Genomic DNA, 18,067 nt, shown 5'->3' on the forward strand with positions numbered 1-18,067 from the left:
GCTTAACCGCCTGCATCGTTGTCTCAGAACGCCCAGGCTCGCTGTCCAGAGCCATCTTCATGGCCGTGGGGTCTTTGAGCTTGATTTTCATCGCATAGCCCTTATAAGGGCCTGGGTTGACCCTATACAGTTCAATCGTTAGCCGATCACTGTCGATCCGTTCAAACGGAACGCCCAGCTTGGAGGAGATACGCTGATTATAGATCGTTTCCGGGCGAGCGGCTTGAACGGTTGCCTTCTGTACTAGCGTAGACATCGTACTCGTCGTCTGATTGTACAGTTGTGTTGTTCTTTTAATAGAAGAAGAAGTCTGAACAGCAGCTTCTTTTGCCCCTGCAAGCTCCTGGCTAATCGCCTGGGTACGGGGTGTAACGGTCTCTTCAGTCAGACCGGAATCGATGAAGTCTCCGGGTTCAAGCGGAGGACGAAACAGCAGCATGCATAATATCAATCCAACAAAAGGAGCAAGTGCAAGCATAAATAAACGATTAACCTTTTTTACGGGTGTAATCATTTGAGCAGGTCCATCTTTTTCTGGAGTGTTTCCAGTTGTTTTTTGACTTCGCTCAGCTGGGTATACAGTTTGTTGCTGTTGTCGGTTTTATCGTTTGCATTATCCTTGGTGAAATTCAGCAATTCATTAAAGGACTGCACCTGACCCTGCAGGTCCGCTACTTCCTTGGATATCGTTGTTAGCTGCTTTTCGTAGTCGGCTTTGAGCGCCGTAATCTGCTGCTGATTATGGGTCTGAAGCTGATTAATCATCTGTTGCTGGAGGTGGTTACTATAATAGTAGGTTCCGAGTACTCCGAGTGCAATGAGAACAATCCACATGACCAGAAACAGCTTGACTGAAGATCCGACCTTACCTTTGGCGCTCCGGGTGTGATGGATGTCAGAGGGTGGGGCAGAAGGTTTCATATCATCACTCCTGGTTATTTATAGGTACAAAAAAATTTCCAGTCCTCATTCTATCACGCCCCTATTGATTACGCAAAAATGAAATTCTTTGAGTAATAGGATAAAAAGAGATTGCATCGGAAGGAAGTCCTAGGATACAATTTCTTATAGATGCAATAAGTAGGAACTTTGGGCAAGTTTTTCGACTTTTTTAGATAGAAATGCAGGAAATTTATACTATATTTTGATCTTTCTTCGCTCGGGAAGACAAAAGTCCTGATGTGAAGACAGCAAAATACAGTAGAAATAGAGCTGTTCTTACAGCTGTATCAAGAGTTTTTCTATTTTTCGACATAATTCGACTTCTGCTTCTTCTATACACGGACTGTCGCAAGGATAGAGGCATCATCATGGCTGATGGTAGAAAAGGAATTTGTCCAATACATAACAGGGGGAACAACAATGAAAAAAGTATGGCAGGTGGTCATCGTAGATATCCACCCCACCAGCATGCTGGGTACGAAATTGATTTTGGAAGAACAGCAGGATCTGTTGGTACGGGGGATGACTTCGACCGGGTCCGAAGGTCTTGATTTGGTGAACATTCATCAGCCCGATCTGATATTGATGGATTATCGGCTTCCTGAGGGCCAGGCGGATCAGTATATTGCCCAGATGAAAAATCTCTCGGCACATAGTCACATCATTATTCTAACGGACGAGGACAATGTAAAATTATTTCGTCATCTGATCAGTCTTGGTGCTAGTGGTATGCTATCCAAACAGGCTTCCCCTAGCCAGCTGATTCATTTGATTTCCGGGTTGCGTGAGGGGTGTGTATCCATTCCGTTATCCTGGTTAGCCAGTGCGGAGTGGGCCCAGCCCGTCGAGTCTCCGGTCGAAGAACTTATTGTTGAATTAACAGAAACCGAAACTTTTATCATGGAAAGAATTGTTCAGGGCGTAACCTATGATAAAATAGCCAGTGAGATTAACGTTAGCAGACGTTCGATTGATAATTACCTGCGTAAAATATACGTGAAGCTGGATGTAAGCAGCAGGGCACAGGCGATTGAACGTTACGCTTTATATGCGAGGCAGACCAAAACCGTATCCTGACGAGCATGTGGTTCCATGAATCCCTATGTACGATGACTCGTCAAGTGTCCGGTCTGGTCATATTCAGTGTCCAACAGGAATAGGTTGTAGGGGCTACGGACTGCGAGCACAGTTCGGATTAGGGATGAAAGGGGAACGGACCGATGAAATATTTCTTCGCCTCCCGTACAAACAGGCTTTTGACATCACCGCTGAGGGACATTCGTGAAATGTCTGGCCGGGAGTATTTCATTTCTTTGGCAGAAGAACTGCCTGCGGAGGAGCTGTTTCCATTCAAACTGCTGGAAGAAGCAGCGGTGTCTGTATTTAGTTCCGGACCCTCCGCATTGCAGTATGGCGAGCCGGCAGGGTACAGACCGTTGAGAGAATGGCTGGACAACGATTGGAATACGCGCAAGGGCATCCGGACGGTACCAGAGCAGATTCTATTGACCACAGGTACTCAGCAGGCCATCGATCTTGTGATGCGTTTGCTGCTTGAGCCTGGAGATTCCGTACTGGTTGAGCATCCTACCTCTCCGGGCTGTCTTGAGGTTCTGGAGATGCAGGGTGCCAAAATCGTGCCCGTCACAGGCGATGGGGATGGCATTTTACCTGACCTTTTGGAGCATCACATGCAGCAGGTGAGACCGAAGCTGCTTTTTGCTGCACCCAGTTTTTCCAATCCAACCGGCGTGCTGTGGAGCATGGAACGGCGTGAGGCTGTGCTTGATCTGTGCTCACGCTATGGCGTGCTGCTCGTGGAAGATGATTCCTATGGTGAACTTCATTTCGATGGATTGGAGCCTGGAGATTTCTACCGGAAGTATCCTTCCCTCTTTGCGCTGGATACGGCGGATCAGGGTGGACATGTTCTCTATATTGGTTCGTTTAGCAAAACCGTAGCACCCGCTCTGCGTACAGGTTGGGCTGCCGGACATCCGGCTCTGATTCAGGCTATGGCCTCAGTGAAGCGAATAGCAGATGGACAGTCCAGCCCCATGAATCAGCGGTTATTGTATCAACTGCTGGCTCATTCTCCTTTTAAGTGGAGCGATCACCTGTCCATGCTGAACCGGGAGTACAAGACCAGACTCAAGCTTATGCTCGAATTATTGAAACGTCCGGGTTGGAAAGGGAGTCAGTACATTATTCCTGAAGGGGGGATGTATCTGTGGGTAAAGTTGCCGGATGGGTTGGACAGCGGAGCTCTGCTCAAAGCTGCTTTGTTAAAAGGGGTATCCTTTCTTCCCGGTTCACTCTGTTCCACTGGCGAACAGGATCATCGGTACATCCGGTTGAACTTCAGCCATCCCGGCCGGGATGAATTGCTGCTTGGCATGAATCTGATCAGTGAGTCCATCACAGAGTTTACAGCCCGGAGCTAGACCGGATATAGGAACAGAAAGAATTTATGGTCAAATTCACGCCTGGGACCTGGGCCAGCAGAAGTTCCAGGCAGTGGATTTGGAAGCAAATGTGTTACCCCCAAAGTAATTACGTTATTGCATCCACTAACATTTTTATATATAATATGTATTAATGAGTTGTTGTTTTCTTTATATAAGCTGCAATCATTGCAAGTTCAGGAGAAGCACTCATATATTTTAACTAACGGGGGAACGAACATGTCTAACATTTTATTTGTCAAAGCAAACGACCGTCCTGCAGATCAAGCAGTCAGCGTACAATTGTACGATGCATTTCTGAGCGCATACAAAGAATCCCACCCAGGTGACACTGTTACCGAACTGGATCTCTATAATACAGATCTTCCTTACTACGGTAACACTGTAATTACTGGTGGATACAAAGCAGCTAACGGCATCGAAGCAACACCAGAAGAGCAAAAAGCGGCTACACTGGCTGCGCAATTGCAAGATCAATTTTTGGCAGCAGACAAAGTGGTATTTGCGTTCCCACTGTGGAACTTCACTGTTCCAGCACCACTGGTGAACTACATTTCCTACCTGAGCCAAGCTGGTAAAATGTTTAAATACACTGCTGAAGGCCCTGTAGGTCTTGTTGGCAACAAAAAAGTGGCATTGCTGAACGCGCGTGGTAGTGTTTACTCCGTAGAGCCTATGGCATCTGCAGAAATGTCCGTGAAATATGTAACAAACGTACTGAACTTCTGGGGTATCCAAAACCCTGAACTGGTTATCGTTGAAGGTCACAACGCTTCACCTGACCGTTCCCAAGAAATCGTGGCAGCAGGTCTGAAATTGGCTTCTGAAGTAGCAGCAAGCTTCTAATAGCAATTATATATAGAAACACGAGAAGCCTGTAATCTCCACGGAGATGACAGGCTTTTTTTGCATCTTCATTTTGCAAGAAGCTACATTTCCTTAGACATTCCTTTCATGGATCAGGTAGGGCTCCGCTACTTCCGCAATATGATCCAGCTCACTGTCGTCATGTTGAACCAGAGAAAAATCCATTTCTAGTTCATTTAAACTCCGCTCAATCATATCATTATCCTCAAGCATCTGAGCATGCTCGGTCAGTGCTTGCACACCCTTAATCGTCAGCACATATCGTCCACGGGATAGCCGCTCGAACCAGCCGTAATAATTTTTTTGCAGAATGGCCGCAGCGGAACCTACGTTTGTCTGTTTGGCGAGAGAGGCCGGGGAGGCTTCTCCCTTAGCGCGAAGAGCAGAAGCCACACGCAATGCCTTTTCCCTGTAAGCGGTGACCAGTTGTCTGCGTGTGCTTCCTCCTGTGTTGTAGTCACCACTGCGCTCGTCGAATTCCTTCAGCAGTCGTTGTCGCCGAATACCGCCCTTACGAACAACAGTACTGCCACCTGGCGCATGAACTTGGGCAGAAGGTTCGCACAGCACATCAATCAGGGGAGATTTGGTTTTGTAGAACGTGACCGTTATAAGCCCCAGTCCAAGTTGTCTGCACAGTGCGGTCAATTCTCCCCAGCGCTGGTTCACGGCGCCGCGCTTGCTGCGGTTCCGCTCAACAGCCAGATACACGAAGGGGCTGAGCTTCAGGCGCTGCATTCCCTGCAGCAGCAGGGACAGATTAAATGTTTTTTTCATCTCCACAATGAGTGGCTCATTCTGGTCCGATCTGACCCCAACCAGGTCACAATGTTTGACTTCAGCCTTCACGTCGTAGCCGCGTCGTTCGAAAAAAGCCTTTACAGGCGAATATAATTCGGTTTCGTACTTTACCGCCATCGTTTCTGCTCCTTTCCTGAAGTGGCTCTTCACTGGCCATGTATTGTCCCGTTTTCTGAATTTAGAACCTTCATTATATCATATCCGTTCTTTTTTTTCTGAGTGCACAAGATGTCTGATAGAACAGGGAAAGCCTCAAATTAAGAGTCGCAAATTGAAAAAAAGAGGTCAACTTATCCGATTTGCCGCATAGGTATGTAATACACTTTTCACAACAATACTTGATGTTTGGACAGATGGTGGCGGGACTAATCCGGACCGCAAGATTGGTATTCAAGCAGAAGCCGTAATTCTATTGATTTCTTCATACCATTCGGAATGGTTGACAATCACACTAAAGGAGCCATGGGAGGTACCAAGCATGAATATTTTTGAACGCGTTGCGGAACATCGGGCAGAGAGTGACCGTTTATCATGGAACGGGACATTTGAAGATTATATTGCACTGCTGAGAGAGGACCCGACTCCGGCAATGACGGCTCACGCACGAGTGTACCAGATGATTGAATCGTTTGGCGTGGAAGAAGTAGGGGGGAACAAACGGTACAAGTTTTTTGAACAGGAGATTTTTGGGCTGGATCGGTCCATTGAAAAACTGGTGGAAGAATATTTCCACTCGGCAGCACGCCGGCTGGATGTGCGCAAACGGATTCTGCTGTTAATGGGTCCGGTCAGCGGAGGAAAGTCTACGCTGGTGACGCTGCTGAAACGTGGCCTTGAACAATTCTCACGGACAGAAAAGGGTGCCGTATACGCTATTGAGGGATGCCCAATGCATGAGGAACCTCTGCATCTGATTCCGCTGGAACTTCGTCCCGAAGTGGAGAAGGAGATTGGTGTCCGTATTGAGGGTAACCTCTGCCCATCTTGCCAGATGCGGCTTCGTACCGAATACGGCGGGGATGTCAGCCAGGTACGGGTGGAACGGGTCATTGTCTCCGAAGATAACCGGGTGGGGATCGGAACATTCAGTCCGTCTGACCCAAAATCACAGGATATTGCTGATCTGACCGGAAGTATCGACTTCTCAACCATTACCGAATTTGGCTCCGAATCCGATCCGCGTGCCTATCGTTTTGATGGAGAATTGAATAAGGCCAACCGTGGATTGATGGAATTCCAGGAGATGCTGAAATGTGATGAGAAGTTTCTGTGGAACCTGTTATCCCTGACACAGGAAGGTAATTTTAAAGCAGGCCGATTTGCCTTAATCAGTGCGGATGAGATGATTGTGGCGCATACGAATGAATCCGAGTACAAGTCGTTTATTTCCAACAAAAAGAATGAAGCCTTGCAATCCCGGATGATTGTCATGCCGATTCCCTACAATCTGAGGGTCTCCGAGGAAGAGAAGATTTACGGCAAGCTCATTCAGCAGAGTGACATGAAGCATGTCCATATTGCACCGCATGCCCTGCGGACTGCAGCCATTTTCTCCATACTTACCCGCTTGAAAGAAACGAAGAAACAAGGCATGGATCTGGTCAAAAAAATGCGGATGTATGACGGTGAAGAAGTAGAAGGGTACAAAGAAGCCGATCTGCGTGAGATGCAAAATGAATATTTGGATGAAGGCATGTCGGGCATTGATCCGCGTTATGTCATCAACCGGATATCCAGTGCTTTGATTAAACAAAATCTTCAGTGCATTAACGCGCTGGATATTCTGCGGGCAATCAAGGATGGTCTGGATCAGCATGCTTCAATTACAAAAGAGGAACGTGAGCGTTATCTGAACTTTATTGCTCTGGCACGTAAAGAATACGATGAACTGGCGAAGAAAGAAGTGCAGAAAGCATTTGTCTACTCGTTCGAAGAGTCGGCCAGAACGCTGTTCGAAAATTACCTCGATAATATCGAGGCATTCTGCAACTGGTCTAAAATTCGTGATCCACTGACGGATGAGGAGATGGACCCGGATGAGCGCTTAATGCGTTCGATTGAGGAGCAAATCGGTATTTCCGAAAATGCCAAAAAGGCGTTCAGGGAAGAGATATTGATCCGCATCTCGGCTTATTCCCGCAAGGAACGGAAGTTCGAATACAGCAGTCATGATCGTCTGCGTGAAGCGATTGAGAAGAAACTGTTCACTGACTTGAAGGACATTGTGAAGATCACAACTTCAACCAAGACACCAGATGCTACGCAGCTAAAACGAATGAATGAAGTGATTAAACGGTTGATTGAAGAACATGGCTACACCGCAGCCAGCGCGAATGAACTGCTCCGTTATGTGGGCAGTCTGTTGAATCGCTGATCTGCAACGAACCATTCCGGATCAGGCTCCTGACGCCTGCTGTGAAGGAGCCTCACAGCAGGGTCAGGGGTCTTTTTATATGGGGAGATGCGCAATTAAGACTGATAAACTGACAAGGAAGGTCAATTCCATGACAAATTAGTTCTTATGGTATATGTAAAATTAGGTCATTTAGTCTATAATAGATACAGATATTTACAATTTATTATTTTTTGTGGTTATTAAGGAGCTGACAGAACTAGTTATGAGTATTACTATAGCAAGACAACAACAACTTGATTATATTGGATTGAATGCGGGGGATCTGCAATTGCTTGCTGATCATCGACCTGCTTTTGAGAAAGTCGTTGACGAAGTGGTGGACCATTTCTACAATCATGTGGGCAATTATCCGAATTTGGTCGATCTGATTGCCCGCTTCTCTTCCATTGATCGTTTGAAAGAAACACAAAAGCAATACTGGTTATCCATGACCGATGGTGTGGTTGATGATGCATATATTGAACAGCGAATTGCGATCGGACTGGTCCATTCCCGCATTGGTTTGTCCGAAGATTATTATCTGGGCACGTATATGGTTTACCTCGATATTGCAACGAGCATATTCCAGCAAGTTATCCCTGAAAGCTGGCATCTGGTCATTCAGGCCCTTAGTAAAATGTTCAATCTCGATTCACAGCTTGTATTGGAGGCTTACGAGAAGAAGGAAAAGGAAAAGTTAAATCAACTTGCTGAAGATCAGCAGCACACTTTGCTGGCGATTACGCAGATTACACAGCAGTTGACAGGCATGATCAGTGAATTGAACGAAAATGCTCAGGCCATCTCTGATGTCGCCAGGGAAACGGCAGCCTCTCAGGATCAGGCAAATGGGCTACTGGAAGAGTTAACCAAAGAAATTCATCAGATTGGCAAAATGGGTGAGCTTATTCGCGAAATCTCGGATCAGAGTCATCTCGTGGGCTTGAATGCCGCCATTGAAGCTGCACATGCAGGAGAATTTGGCCGGGGATTCGAGGTGGTTGCCAGCGAGGTTCGCAAGCTTGCGGCTAGTTCCCGTGAGGCTCAAGGAAAAATTCAGTCGAACCTGGCACAGATCATGAAGAAGCTGAGCAGTGTTCAACAAGAGTCGAAGCATACCGCTTCGGGGGCAAGGCGTCAGGCATCCCGTTCAGAAGAGCTTGCGGTTTTTGCTACGACAATGGAGAAACTGGCATTTGATCTAAGGAAATTGGATCATCAAGAATAGCCGGTAACACTGGCTTGAACCTGTGATACCGTTTCTGGCTGTTTTAAGCTATAATGGGTAGACAAACCTGCCGATGTCATAGTGAATGCAGCCGGAGACAGGGGATTTGAAAGAGGTTGAGGTGATCAGGTGGCTTCTATCCATGATGTGGCCAAAGAGGCGGGCGTATCTGTTGCAACCGTTTCCAAAGTGCTGAACGATTATCCCGATGTAAGTGACAAAACTCGCAAAAAAGTCAATATAGCCATCGAACTATTGAAATATCAACCGAATGTGGTTGCACGTGGACTTGTAAAACGCCGTTCTTGGACGGTAGGTGTATTGTTGACAGTTCCTTTTACCAATCCGTTTGTATCAGAGTTGCTTGAAGGAATCAAAACAGCACTTGAAAACAGTGGATACGATCTTGTACGGTTATCTACACGTTTTGATGATCCGACGTACTCATTTATTAAACATTGCCGCAGCCGAAATGTGGATGGTGTGGTTGTTTTCGGGGAAGGAAGAGACAACAAGAGTATTCAGGAATTGGTTACGGCGGAGATTCCGACGATGTTTATTGATACCGACTTGTTTGGCAAGCGGGCAGGATACATAACGACGGATAATGCAAATGCCATTGCCATGAGTGTTAAGCATTTGCATGAACTGGGTCACCGGAAAATTGCATATATTTCAGGTACACTTGGGCCTGCCGTAGCCAACCTTCGACTGGATGGATATCGGGAAGGATTGCGTGTCTGCGACATTCCATATTCAACGGTGTATCTGGAGGTCTGTGACTATTCTTTTGATGGTGGCAGTAAGGCAGCTCGCCGATTGCTTGCATTGAAGGACCAGCCTACGGGAATTGTGTGTGCTTCAGATATGTCTGCTTTTGGTGCGATCCACGAAATTGAGAAGCATGGTTTACGGGTGCCGGAGGATGTATCGGTTGTCGGATTTGATAACACATACTATGCGGAAGTGTTCAAGCCGGGGTTAACCACGATAAATCAAAACATTCATTCTATTGGGATCAAATCAATCGAATATCTGATCCTCATGATTGAGAATCCTGCATATACTCCCCCGGTCATTACGGAGCCATCCAATCTGGTGATTCGTCAAACGACTGCACCTGCGAATAACGGGTAAAGGTCCTGAAACCAGCACAGCCTAGAGGCTGTGCTTTTTTGGTACCATTTTATGCTAAGAAAAAACGGGTAATCAGAAGTTGCTGTGCAAAGCTGGCAGGAAAAGCTGTTGACTTTTTGCAACACAGACCCTAACAATAAAAGGCAGAATAATACAAAAATTTATGTAATCGCTTACTTTTTTACGAATGAACACTGGTACAGACACTGCAATTGTCATTCAATGGGGAAGGGTGATGGTCATGCATCGGGTACTGCTGGTTGATGATGAAGTATACGCACGCAAAGGACTCCGAAAACTGATCCGCTGGGAAGCATGCGGGTTCGAAGTGGCTGGAGAGGCGAACGATGGGGATGAGGCTTGTACCCAAATGGAACAGTTACAGCCTGACGTTGTCATTACAGACATACGCATGCCGGAGACGGATGGCCTGGAATTGATCAGGCGCACGGTTGAGCGTGATGGGCAGGTTCTAACCAAGGGCAAACAGCCCTATTTTATCATCGTAAGCGGATATAATGATTTTGCTTACGCCCAGCAGGCAGTGAGGTACGGGGTACAGGATTATATTTTGAAGCCGATTGATGAGGTTGAACTGGAGGAGACTTTATGCAAGCTGGCGGGTGAGCTGAATCGTCACAAACATGCTGAACAAGCCCGACGTGAGCAGGAATACGTCAGATTACTTGATCAGTTCATCTATGGCGAATCAGATTCAGAAACGGTTGAACAGTGGACTGAACTGACGGGCACGCGTGCTGACGACCCGCTGACATACCTGCTGTTTGAGAATAACAAGCCAAATTTGCGGGTTTTGGATAATGCTCAAGAGGAGGGGCTGCAAGCCGGGAAGGGAAAGAACTTTAGTCGGGTCGTGCAGTCTGTTCTTGGGAGGCTGTATCCAAGTCGCTCATATCTGCATTTAAAAGAGCACGGCGAACGTATCGGAGTTCTGTTAACTGCGGAACATCTACGCCCCTATTCAATGAATCTACATGCGGTTGCCGGGCAAATGCAATCCTGCTTCGCCGAAATGGGTCATGACTCTGTAAGCATATATATCGGGAAGGTTTGTTATGAACCTTTACTCATTGGACATGCCTATCGAACCGCACTGAAGGCGATTTCCTATAAATTTATTTCAGAGAAGAGTGGGATCGTTCTGTATGATGACATGCAGCATGAGTCTGTACAGTGGGTGCATACCGATCATGAAAAGGAGCAGGAGCTCCTGACACTTATGGAGGAACAACGGGTTCAGGCGTTGGAGAATGCACTGAATGAATGGTTCTCTGACATGAGAACGGCACATTATGCTCCTATTGCAGTGACGTCGGCAATTCACCAACTGATCTCAGCAGTACTATTGATTCTGAAATCGGCTGAGGCGAATGTGAAAGAGATACCTTCGTTCAAACCAATTCTGGCATGGCAAGCGGAGCGGGGAACATTGGCTGAGGCCAGACAGTTGTTGACGGTTTTCATGCTGGATTCAGCGCGGAAGCTGGCTGAACAGCGTCAGTACAATCACAGGGGTGCCATGACAAAAATCAAACATTATATTGAAGCCAACTACAGCAGCAATATCAGTTTGAGAAGTATTGCCTCCAAATTTTACATGAATCCGGTCTATTTGGGTCAACGCTTCCGCAAGGTGTATGGCGTGTATTTCAACGACTTTCTGCTTCAACTTCGGATGGAGGAAGCCAAGAAGCTGCTGCGTCAGACGGATATGCGAGTATATGAAATCGCCGAGAGGGTTGGGTTCGGAAGCAGTGATTATTTCGCAACTCAATTTGAGAAAACGGAATCATGCGCTCCTACGGAATATCGAAATCGCATCATGGATGAAGGGTAGGGAGATGAAAGCGTGAAGCTCAACTTTTTTAATAATATCCGCTTACGCGATAAAATGCTGATCTTATATCTCTTCTTTGTACTCGTACCCGTTATCCTGACTAATGTTATTTTCTATCAGGTGACTATAGCGAACGTAAAATCCCAGCGAATGGCCGACCTCTCCAAAGGAATGGAACAGATTCGAAGTCAATTTATGGGGGAAATTCGCAATGCGGCCGATTTTTCCTCAAGCTTTTATACGGACAGTATATTAAATGACATGCTGGATGTGAATTACACCAATCCGGTTCAGTATATCGAAGCCTACGATTCTTATCTTCGCAAAATCCTGAATACCTATTACTCTGGCTACCGCTCCCTCCAAGGCTTGACGATATATGTGGATAACAAAAGTGTACTGCCTTCCGGGGGAGTCGAGTTTCTGACCGAAGAGGTTCGACAGTCCGAGCCGTACAGGCTGCTGGCAAACAGTGAACACTCCGCACCCATTATGTTGAGATCCGGTCCTGAAGGGAACCGGCAGACGTTCAGCATTTTACGTAAACTCAATTATTATGAAGCTCTGCCCGGGTGGAAGGAAAAGTTCGTACGACTGGATCTGAAGCCGTCGACGATTCGTCAGATTTTCACCAACCTTAACGTACAGGGCAACCTCTATCTGATTAATCCGGCTGGACAAATAGACTACTCGACGGATTCTGGTATCCCATGGACCAGTCAACTCGTGAATTATAGTGATGTCATGGATCAACAAAGTAAGAAAGAGTTCGAAATGGCCTATCCGTTGTCCGGTGAAATGGAGGGATGGAAAATCAACGGGATATTCGATGAATCCGAGATTTACAAGGAATTGGGCAAACCCAGTCACCTCGTCGTTGTACTGGCCTGTATCAATCTGATTCTGCCGACCTGGATCATTATCTGGATGACACGCACAATTCACGTGAGGCTGGCACGAATACTGAAACACATGGAAAAAGTGAAGCATCAGCGATTTGAACCGATCAGACAGCCGGAATCGTCGGACGAGATTGGGCAGCTGACAGCCGAATTCAATCGCATGACGATGACGATCCATCGTTTGATTAACGACGTCTATGTAGCAGACATTCAACATAAAAATTTGGAGTTACAGCGGCGGCATGCCCAATTAAACGCATTGCAGAGCCAGATTAATCCGCATTTTTTGTTTAACGCGCTGGAGACCATCCGCATGCGCAGCCTCATGAAAGATGAGGATGAGACGGCACGAATTATTTATCATATGGCTAAAATTTTTCGAAATGCCCTAACCTGGAATCGGGATAAAGTCAGCATACAGGAAGAATTGGAGTATGTGACCTGTTTTCTTGAAATCCAGAAATATCGTTTCGGTCACAAGCTGAATTATACGATTGATCTGGACCCAGAGGCTGCGGATTGTTCCATTCCCAAGATGACATTGTTGCCTTTTGTTGAAAATGCCAGCATTCATGGTATCGAACCACTGAAGGAAGGTGGGGAAATTCGACTTTGTATTCGGCGAACAGGTACAGAACTGATTTGTGTGGTGGAGGATTCCGGGGCAGGCATGACAGAGGACAAAAGAAAGCAACTACTCTCTTACGTGGAAACGGAAGACTCAATGGGGGATCGCGTAGGTGTACAGAATGTCATCTATCGTCTGAAGCTGATCTACGATAGCCGGTTCCGTATTCAGATCGATAGCGCTCCCAGGGCAGGCACACGTGTGGAAATTGGTTTACCCCTTGAAGATTCATCCAATCTGCCAAAGAATTAAACATTCTAAGCATAAACCTATAGTTTATCCGGTAAACAAAGTTTGTTATCAACCTTATAATGAAAGTGCTTACATTAGTGGGGTGAGAAAGAAGGTGCGTTCATATTGGTTAATCACATGCTGAAGCGCTGGCTGCCGGCAGTATTAGCTTTAACCATGGTGACGGCTTGTTCCTGGGGAGGAAGTGAGATTAAACCGGAATCTGGAGCAGGGGGAGACGGCAAAGTAAGCACAGAGAAAGTGACATTCTCGTATTTTAAAGCGGGTTCGGGCAAGGACATCAATACAAATGAAACCACAATCGGCAAAAAGCTGGAGGAACAAACGGGGGTTAATTTCAAAATTGAATACCTGGTTGGTGATATTAATACCAAAATCGGAACGATGATTGCGAGCAACAAGTACCCCGATGTGATGGTCCCGGACGGGGCTATTGACAAAATCGTGGATGCCGGTGCATTTATTCCTCTCAACGATCTGATTGATCAGTATGGCCCAAACATTAAACGGGTGTATGAGCCGTACTACAATCTGATGAAAGAGGATGACGGCAACATTTATTTTCTGCCCATGAGCGCAGTGGTTGGAGACTATCTGCCTAATCCGAATGTGGATCAAGGTGCCTTCTGGGTACAGCGTCGTGTATTGAAGGAGGCTGGATATCCAAAGATCACCACGCTGGATGAATACATGAATCTGATTAAACAATACGCTGACAAACACAGGGATGAAGGATTGACTGGATTCCTGTCATTAACGTATGATGATAAATTTTTTACGATCACTAACCCGGCCATGCATCTTGCAGGTTATCCGAATGATGGAGCAATTATGGTGGATATGCAGACAAAGCAAGCCAAGGACTATGGGCTGACCGAAGAGACCAGACGTTGGATGCAGAAGCTAAATGAAATGAATTCATTAGGGCTGTTTGATAAGTCCTCCTTTGTCGATAACTATGACCAGTATCTTGCGAAAGTGACCAGTGGGAAAGTGCTTGGATTCTTTGATTATGCCTGGCAGGTAGGGCAGGAGATGAACAATCTGAAGGAAGCCAGTAATGACGATTTGCGTTATATGGCAATGCCGATTGTATACGACCCAAACACCAAGGATCAGTATACTGATCCGCCGAGCTTTGTTAATAACCGGGGGATAGGCATTACCGTAAGCGCGGAAGATCCGGTCCGTATCATCCAATTCTTCGATAACCTGTTAACGGATGAGAATCAGATTCTGTCCAACTGGGGGATCGAAGGAGAGACCTATGAAGTGGATGACAAGGGACGGTTTACGCGTTCAGCAGAAATGATCCGAAAAACGGATTCAGATGAGTTCCGTCAATCGTTCGGATTCAAATATTTTGAATACAGCTGGCCACGTTACGGTAATGGATCGACTCTGCCTGATGGTAATTCTGTCGGTGTAGAACGACAACCCGAAGTGGCCCAATTCTCCTATACGGATGGAGATAAGCTCATTCTGGAGAAGTATGGTGTGGAGACGTTCTCCCAGCTGTTCGCAGCGCCGGATGAACGTCCATGGTACCCGGCTTGGAGCATTGCTTTTGATCAAGGTTCCACCGCCCAAATCTATGCGCAGATACGTACGGATTTGCAAAAGAAATATGTGCCCAAACTGGTCCTCTCCAGTCCGGCTGACTTTATCAAAGTCTGGGATGAATATGTGAAGGAATTCAACAAGCTCGATGTGAAGGTCTATGAGCAGACGATGACCGAAGAAGTTCGCAAGAAGGCGAAACGGGTCCAAGGCGAATAAGGTAAGCGAGGGAAATAAACGACTCCAAGGCGCATGGTGGATAGGAATTCGTCGATATTAAACATCCGTTTTTCTGGAAAAAAGTGTTGATTTTAAGGGCTAGGACGTTTAGACTATATACATCAATATTAACGGGTTTGAGATGTATGACTTTGGCTTTATAACAAGTCGGCGGTCACCAGACAAATGATGTGGAGGGAGTGCCTGTCGTCCAGACAGGGCACTCGCTTCTTTTTTACATTTTGCATACATACAAGGCATTTCCCGGGTTGAAAGGACAAAGTTAGTGGAGCACCTACATGGAACGTACAACTTAGAACTGGTTATTTTATCTTACATTATTGCAGCGTTGGCTTCTTATGCAGCGCTTGACCTTGCGGGCCGGGTAAGTCTGGCTAAAGGCATGTCCCGAAATGTGTGGCTTACCTGCGGGGCAGTCGCCATGGGTTTGGGAATCTGGTCCATGCATTTTGTGGGCATGCTGGCCTTTGTTCTTCCCATGCATATGTCCTATTCCACAGGTGAGGTCATTCTATCCGTTCTGCTTGCAATCATTGCATCTGGTGTAGCGTTAAATATTGCAGGTCAGCAGTCGGGTGAAAAAAGTAAGCTCCTGATCTCGGGAGTGCTTATGACCGCAGGCATTAGCAGCATGCATTATGTCGGAATGGCTGCCATGTCCGTTCCAATTACATATGAGCCTGGCAGGGTGGTGTTGTCAATTCTGATTGCAGCCTTAGCTTCATTTGCTGCCTTATGGCTCATGTTTTTCTTCCGGCAGCATCAGTCACGATATACATGGATTTACAAGATGGGTAGTGGACTCATTATGGGGCTGGGTATCTCGGGAATGCATTATACGGGGATGTCAGCTGCACGATTTCATCATGCACATGACGCAATCGCTGGTTCGGGCATGCAGATTGAACCTTCACTTCTCGCGTATCTGATTGCAGCGGGTACTTTTATTGCATTGGGGTTGACCTTGTTCGGTATCTTTATTAATCAGCGTCTATCTCAGAAGGATCGCCGGATTCACGAAAATGAACAGTGGTATCAGGCCCTGTACGAAAACCATTCAGACGCCATTATTTCGGTGGATAAGCAAGGGGCTATCAAGGGAATTAATGCTGCAGTCACACGGATTACAGGGTACCAGGAAAGAGAGATCATTCATCGTTCTATTGATGAGATTTCACAGCATGTTGATATTCATTGGACAAGTGAAGTGCACCACGTGGTGTGGGATGACGATACCCGTGAGCAGCAGCATTTCATGGGGAAAATGAAAAACGTTCAGGGAAATCATCTTGACCTAAGTATCGCTGTAGTGCCTGTAATGATTGATGGTAAACATCAGGGAAGCCACATTCTGATCAAAGACGTCACCGAGGAGAAACAGGCTCAGGAAAGCATCCGCCATCAGGCTCTACATGATCCCCTGACAGGGCTCCCAAATCGTCGCAAGCTGGATGAGGTGTTGGAGAGCACGATCGCGACTTCCTTGGCAACAGGAAGTTCATTTGCGGTTATGGTGATGGACATCGACCGTTTCAAAATGATTAATGACTCCCTCGGACATTCCATTGGAGATGTGTTTCTTCGAGAAGTGAGCAGCAGAATTTTGAGTGCGATCCAGGATTCAGACCCGAAAGCGATGGATAATGTCATGCTTGCTCGTATGGGGGGCGATGAATTCACACTGGTTGTTACGAATGAGCAGGGGAATGAGGAACGGGTGGCCGAACTGGCAGAACGGATTGTTCGAGCGATTCAGCTACCTTATCGATTAAAGGAAAACGACTTTTACGTTACAGCCAGCATTGGGATCGCCATGTATCCGTATCATGGAACAGGAGCGGATGCGTTGTTGAAGCATGCAGACTCTGCCATGTATGAAGTTAAGAAAAACGGCAAGAACGGTTTCCAGTTTTACACGGCCCAACTGGATTCGGAGCTGTATGAACGAATTGAACTGGAAGGGTATTTGCGCAAAGCACTGGAACGGGATGAGTTAGTCCTATATTATCAACCTCAGATACGTACAGAAGACAGCCGTATGATCGGCGTAGAGGCCTTGATTCGCTGGAATCATCCAGACAAGGGCGTTCTGTCTCCGAATGTGTTCATTCCTTTGGCAGAAGAGACAGGCTTGATCTATGAGATTGGGAACTGGACACTGCGCGAAGCTTGCAGACAGATGAAACTTTGGCATGCCAGTGGCGGACCGCTCATTCCGGTATCCGTTAACTTGTCAAGTCAGCAGTTTCATCAATCCAACCTGGTGGAGCAGGTCAAAAATGCACTCACGGAGACAGAGCTTGATGCCCGTTATCTTGAATTGGAAATTACAGAGAGCATGATGATGGATGCGTCGGTATCCACAGGTATTCTGAATGAACTTACAGCGCTTGGGGTCAAAATCAGTCTGGATGATTTCGGAACAGGATATAGCTCACTGAGTTATTTGAAGAATTTTCCAATTCACAAACTGAAAATTGATCGTTCGTTCGTGACGGACATTACGGAGAGCCGAAGTGACCAGGCGATTGTGGCCACGATCATATCGATGGCTCAGAACCTGAAGATGGAAGTAATTGCGGAAGGGATCGAGACGAAGGGACAGCTGGATATTCTGATGCAAAATGATTGCCGTGAAATTCAGGGATATTATTTCAGCCGTCCATTGCCGGCAAGCGAAGTGGAGCATGACTTTTTTGTGCCACTGCGGATGCATGGAACTCCTTCGATTCTCTAATTTCACTGAAATGCCAAGCGGCAAGTCCCCGCCATATGCCAGGGACTTGCCGCTT

General features: G+C 46.6%; 12 protein-coding genes and 1 pseudogene. 10 read left to right on the plus strand and 3 right to left on the minus strand.

Going from position 1 to position 18,067, the window contains the following annotated elements:
* A pseudogene (locus AMS66_RS32685) lies at positions 1–514 on the minus strand (phosphodiester glycosidase family protein); the annotation flags it as partial.
* Complete coding sequence (locus tag AMS66_RS09155; RefSeq protein ID WP_053780491.1) at positions 511–921, minus strand: uroporphyrinogen-III C-methyltransferase; 411 nt, start codon at positions 919–921, stop codon at positions 511–513. The gene AMS66_RS09155 and the pseudogene AMS66_RS32685, both read right to left, overlap by 4 nt.
* Before the next feature lie 441 nt (positions 922–1,362).
* Here AMS66_RS09155 and AMS66_RS09160 point away from each other — a divergent pair, with 441 nt between their 5' ends.
* The 3 genes from AMS66_RS09160 to AMS66_RS09170 all read left to right on the plus strand — a co-directional run bounded on the left by AMS66_RS09160 (position 1,363) and on the right by AMS66_RS09170 (position 4,253).
* The gene (locus AMS66_RS09160) at positions 1,363–2,019 is read left to right on the plus strand and encodes a response regulator transcription factor (protein ID WP_053780492.1); all 657 of its coding nucleotides are present in this window, start codon (positions 1,363–1,365) and stop codon (positions 2,017–2,019) included.
* Between the two features lie 143 nt (positions 2,020–2,162).
* A complete protein-coding gene (locus AMS66_RS09165) occupies positions 2,163–3,386 on the plus strand; it encodes an aminotransferase-like domain-containing protein (protein WP_053780493.1) in 1,224 nt (407 codons plus the stop codon).
* A 240-nt stretch (positions 3,387–3,626) separates the two neighbouring features.
* Positions 3,627–4,253: an FMN-dependent NADH-azoreductase gene (locus AMS66_RS09170; protein ID WP_053780494.1), complete on the plus strand. Its 627-nt coding sequence runs from the start codon at positions 3,627–3,629 to the stop codon at positions 4,251–4,253.
* A 93-nt stretch (positions 4,254–4,346) separates the two neighbouring features.
* Here AMS66_RS09170 and AMS66_RS09175 read toward each other — a convergent pair whose 3' ends face one another.
* On the minus strand, positions 4,347–5,192 hold the full coding sequence (locus tag AMS66_RS09175) for a DUF2161 domain-containing phosphodiesterase (protein WP_082350624.1): 846 nt from the start codon (positions 5,190–5,192) through the stop codon (positions 4,347–4,349).
* 361 nt (positions 5,193–5,553) lie between these two features.
* Here AMS66_RS09175 and AMS66_RS09180 point away from each other — a divergent pair, with 361 nt between their 5' ends.
* The 7 genes from AMS66_RS09180 (at position 5,554) to AMS66_RS09210 (ending at position 18,012) form a co-directional block, all read left to right on the plus strand.
* On the plus strand, positions 5,554–7,449 hold the full coding sequence (locus AMS66_RS09180; protein WP_053780495.1) for a PrkA family serine protein kinase: 1,896 nt from the start codon (positions 5,554–5,556) through the stop codon (positions 7,447–7,449).
* 244 nt (positions 7,450–7,693) lie between these two features.
* Positions 7,694–8,698 carry a globin-coupled sensor protein gene (locus AMS66_RS09185; protein ID WP_053780496.1) on the plus strand — a complete coding sequence of 335 codons (1,005 nt, stop codon included), beginning with the start codon at positions 7,694–7,696 and terminating at the stop codon, positions 8,696–8,698.
* Between the two features lie 129 nt (positions 8,699–8,827).
* Positions 8,828–9,835, plus strand: coding sequence for a LacI family DNA-binding transcriptional regulator (locus AMS66_RS09190; protein ID WP_053780497.1), 1,008 nt, complete (start codon positions 8,828–8,830; stop codon positions 9,833–9,835).
* A gap of 187 nt (positions 9,836–10,022) precedes the next feature.
* Positions 10,023–11,693: a response regulator gene (locus tag AMS66_RS09195; RefSeq protein WP_082350625.1), complete on the plus strand. Its 1,671-nt coding sequence runs from the start codon at positions 10,023–10,025 to the stop codon at positions 11,691–11,693.
* Positions 11,694–11,705: 12 nt separating this feature from the next.
* The gene (locus AMS66_RS09200) at positions 11,706–13,475 is read left to right on the plus strand and encodes a sensor histidine kinase (RefSeq protein WP_330219305.1); all 1,770 of its coding nucleotides are present in this window, start codon (positions 11,706–11,708) and stop codon (positions 13,473–13,475) included.
* A gap of 117 nt (positions 13,476–13,592) precedes the next feature.
* Entirely contained in the window at positions 13,593–15,254 is a 1,662-nt protein-coding gene (locus AMS66_RS09205; RefSeq protein ID WP_053780558.1) for an ABC transporter substrate-binding protein, read from the plus strand.
* Between the two features lie 286 nt (positions 15,255–15,540).
* The gene (locus tag AMS66_RS09210) at positions 15,541–18,012 is read left to right on the plus strand and encodes a bifunctional diguanylate cyclase/phosphodiesterase (protein WP_053780499.1); all 2,472 of its coding nucleotides are present in this window, start codon (positions 15,541–15,543) and stop codon (positions 18,010–18,012) included.
* Positions 18,013–18,067: the final 55 nt, after the last annotated feature.

Source organism: Paenibacillus xylanivorans (genome assembly GCF_001280595.1).
Lineage (GTDB): Bacteria > Bacillota > Bacilli > Paenibacillales > Paenibacillaceae > Paenibacillus > Paenibacillus xylanivorans.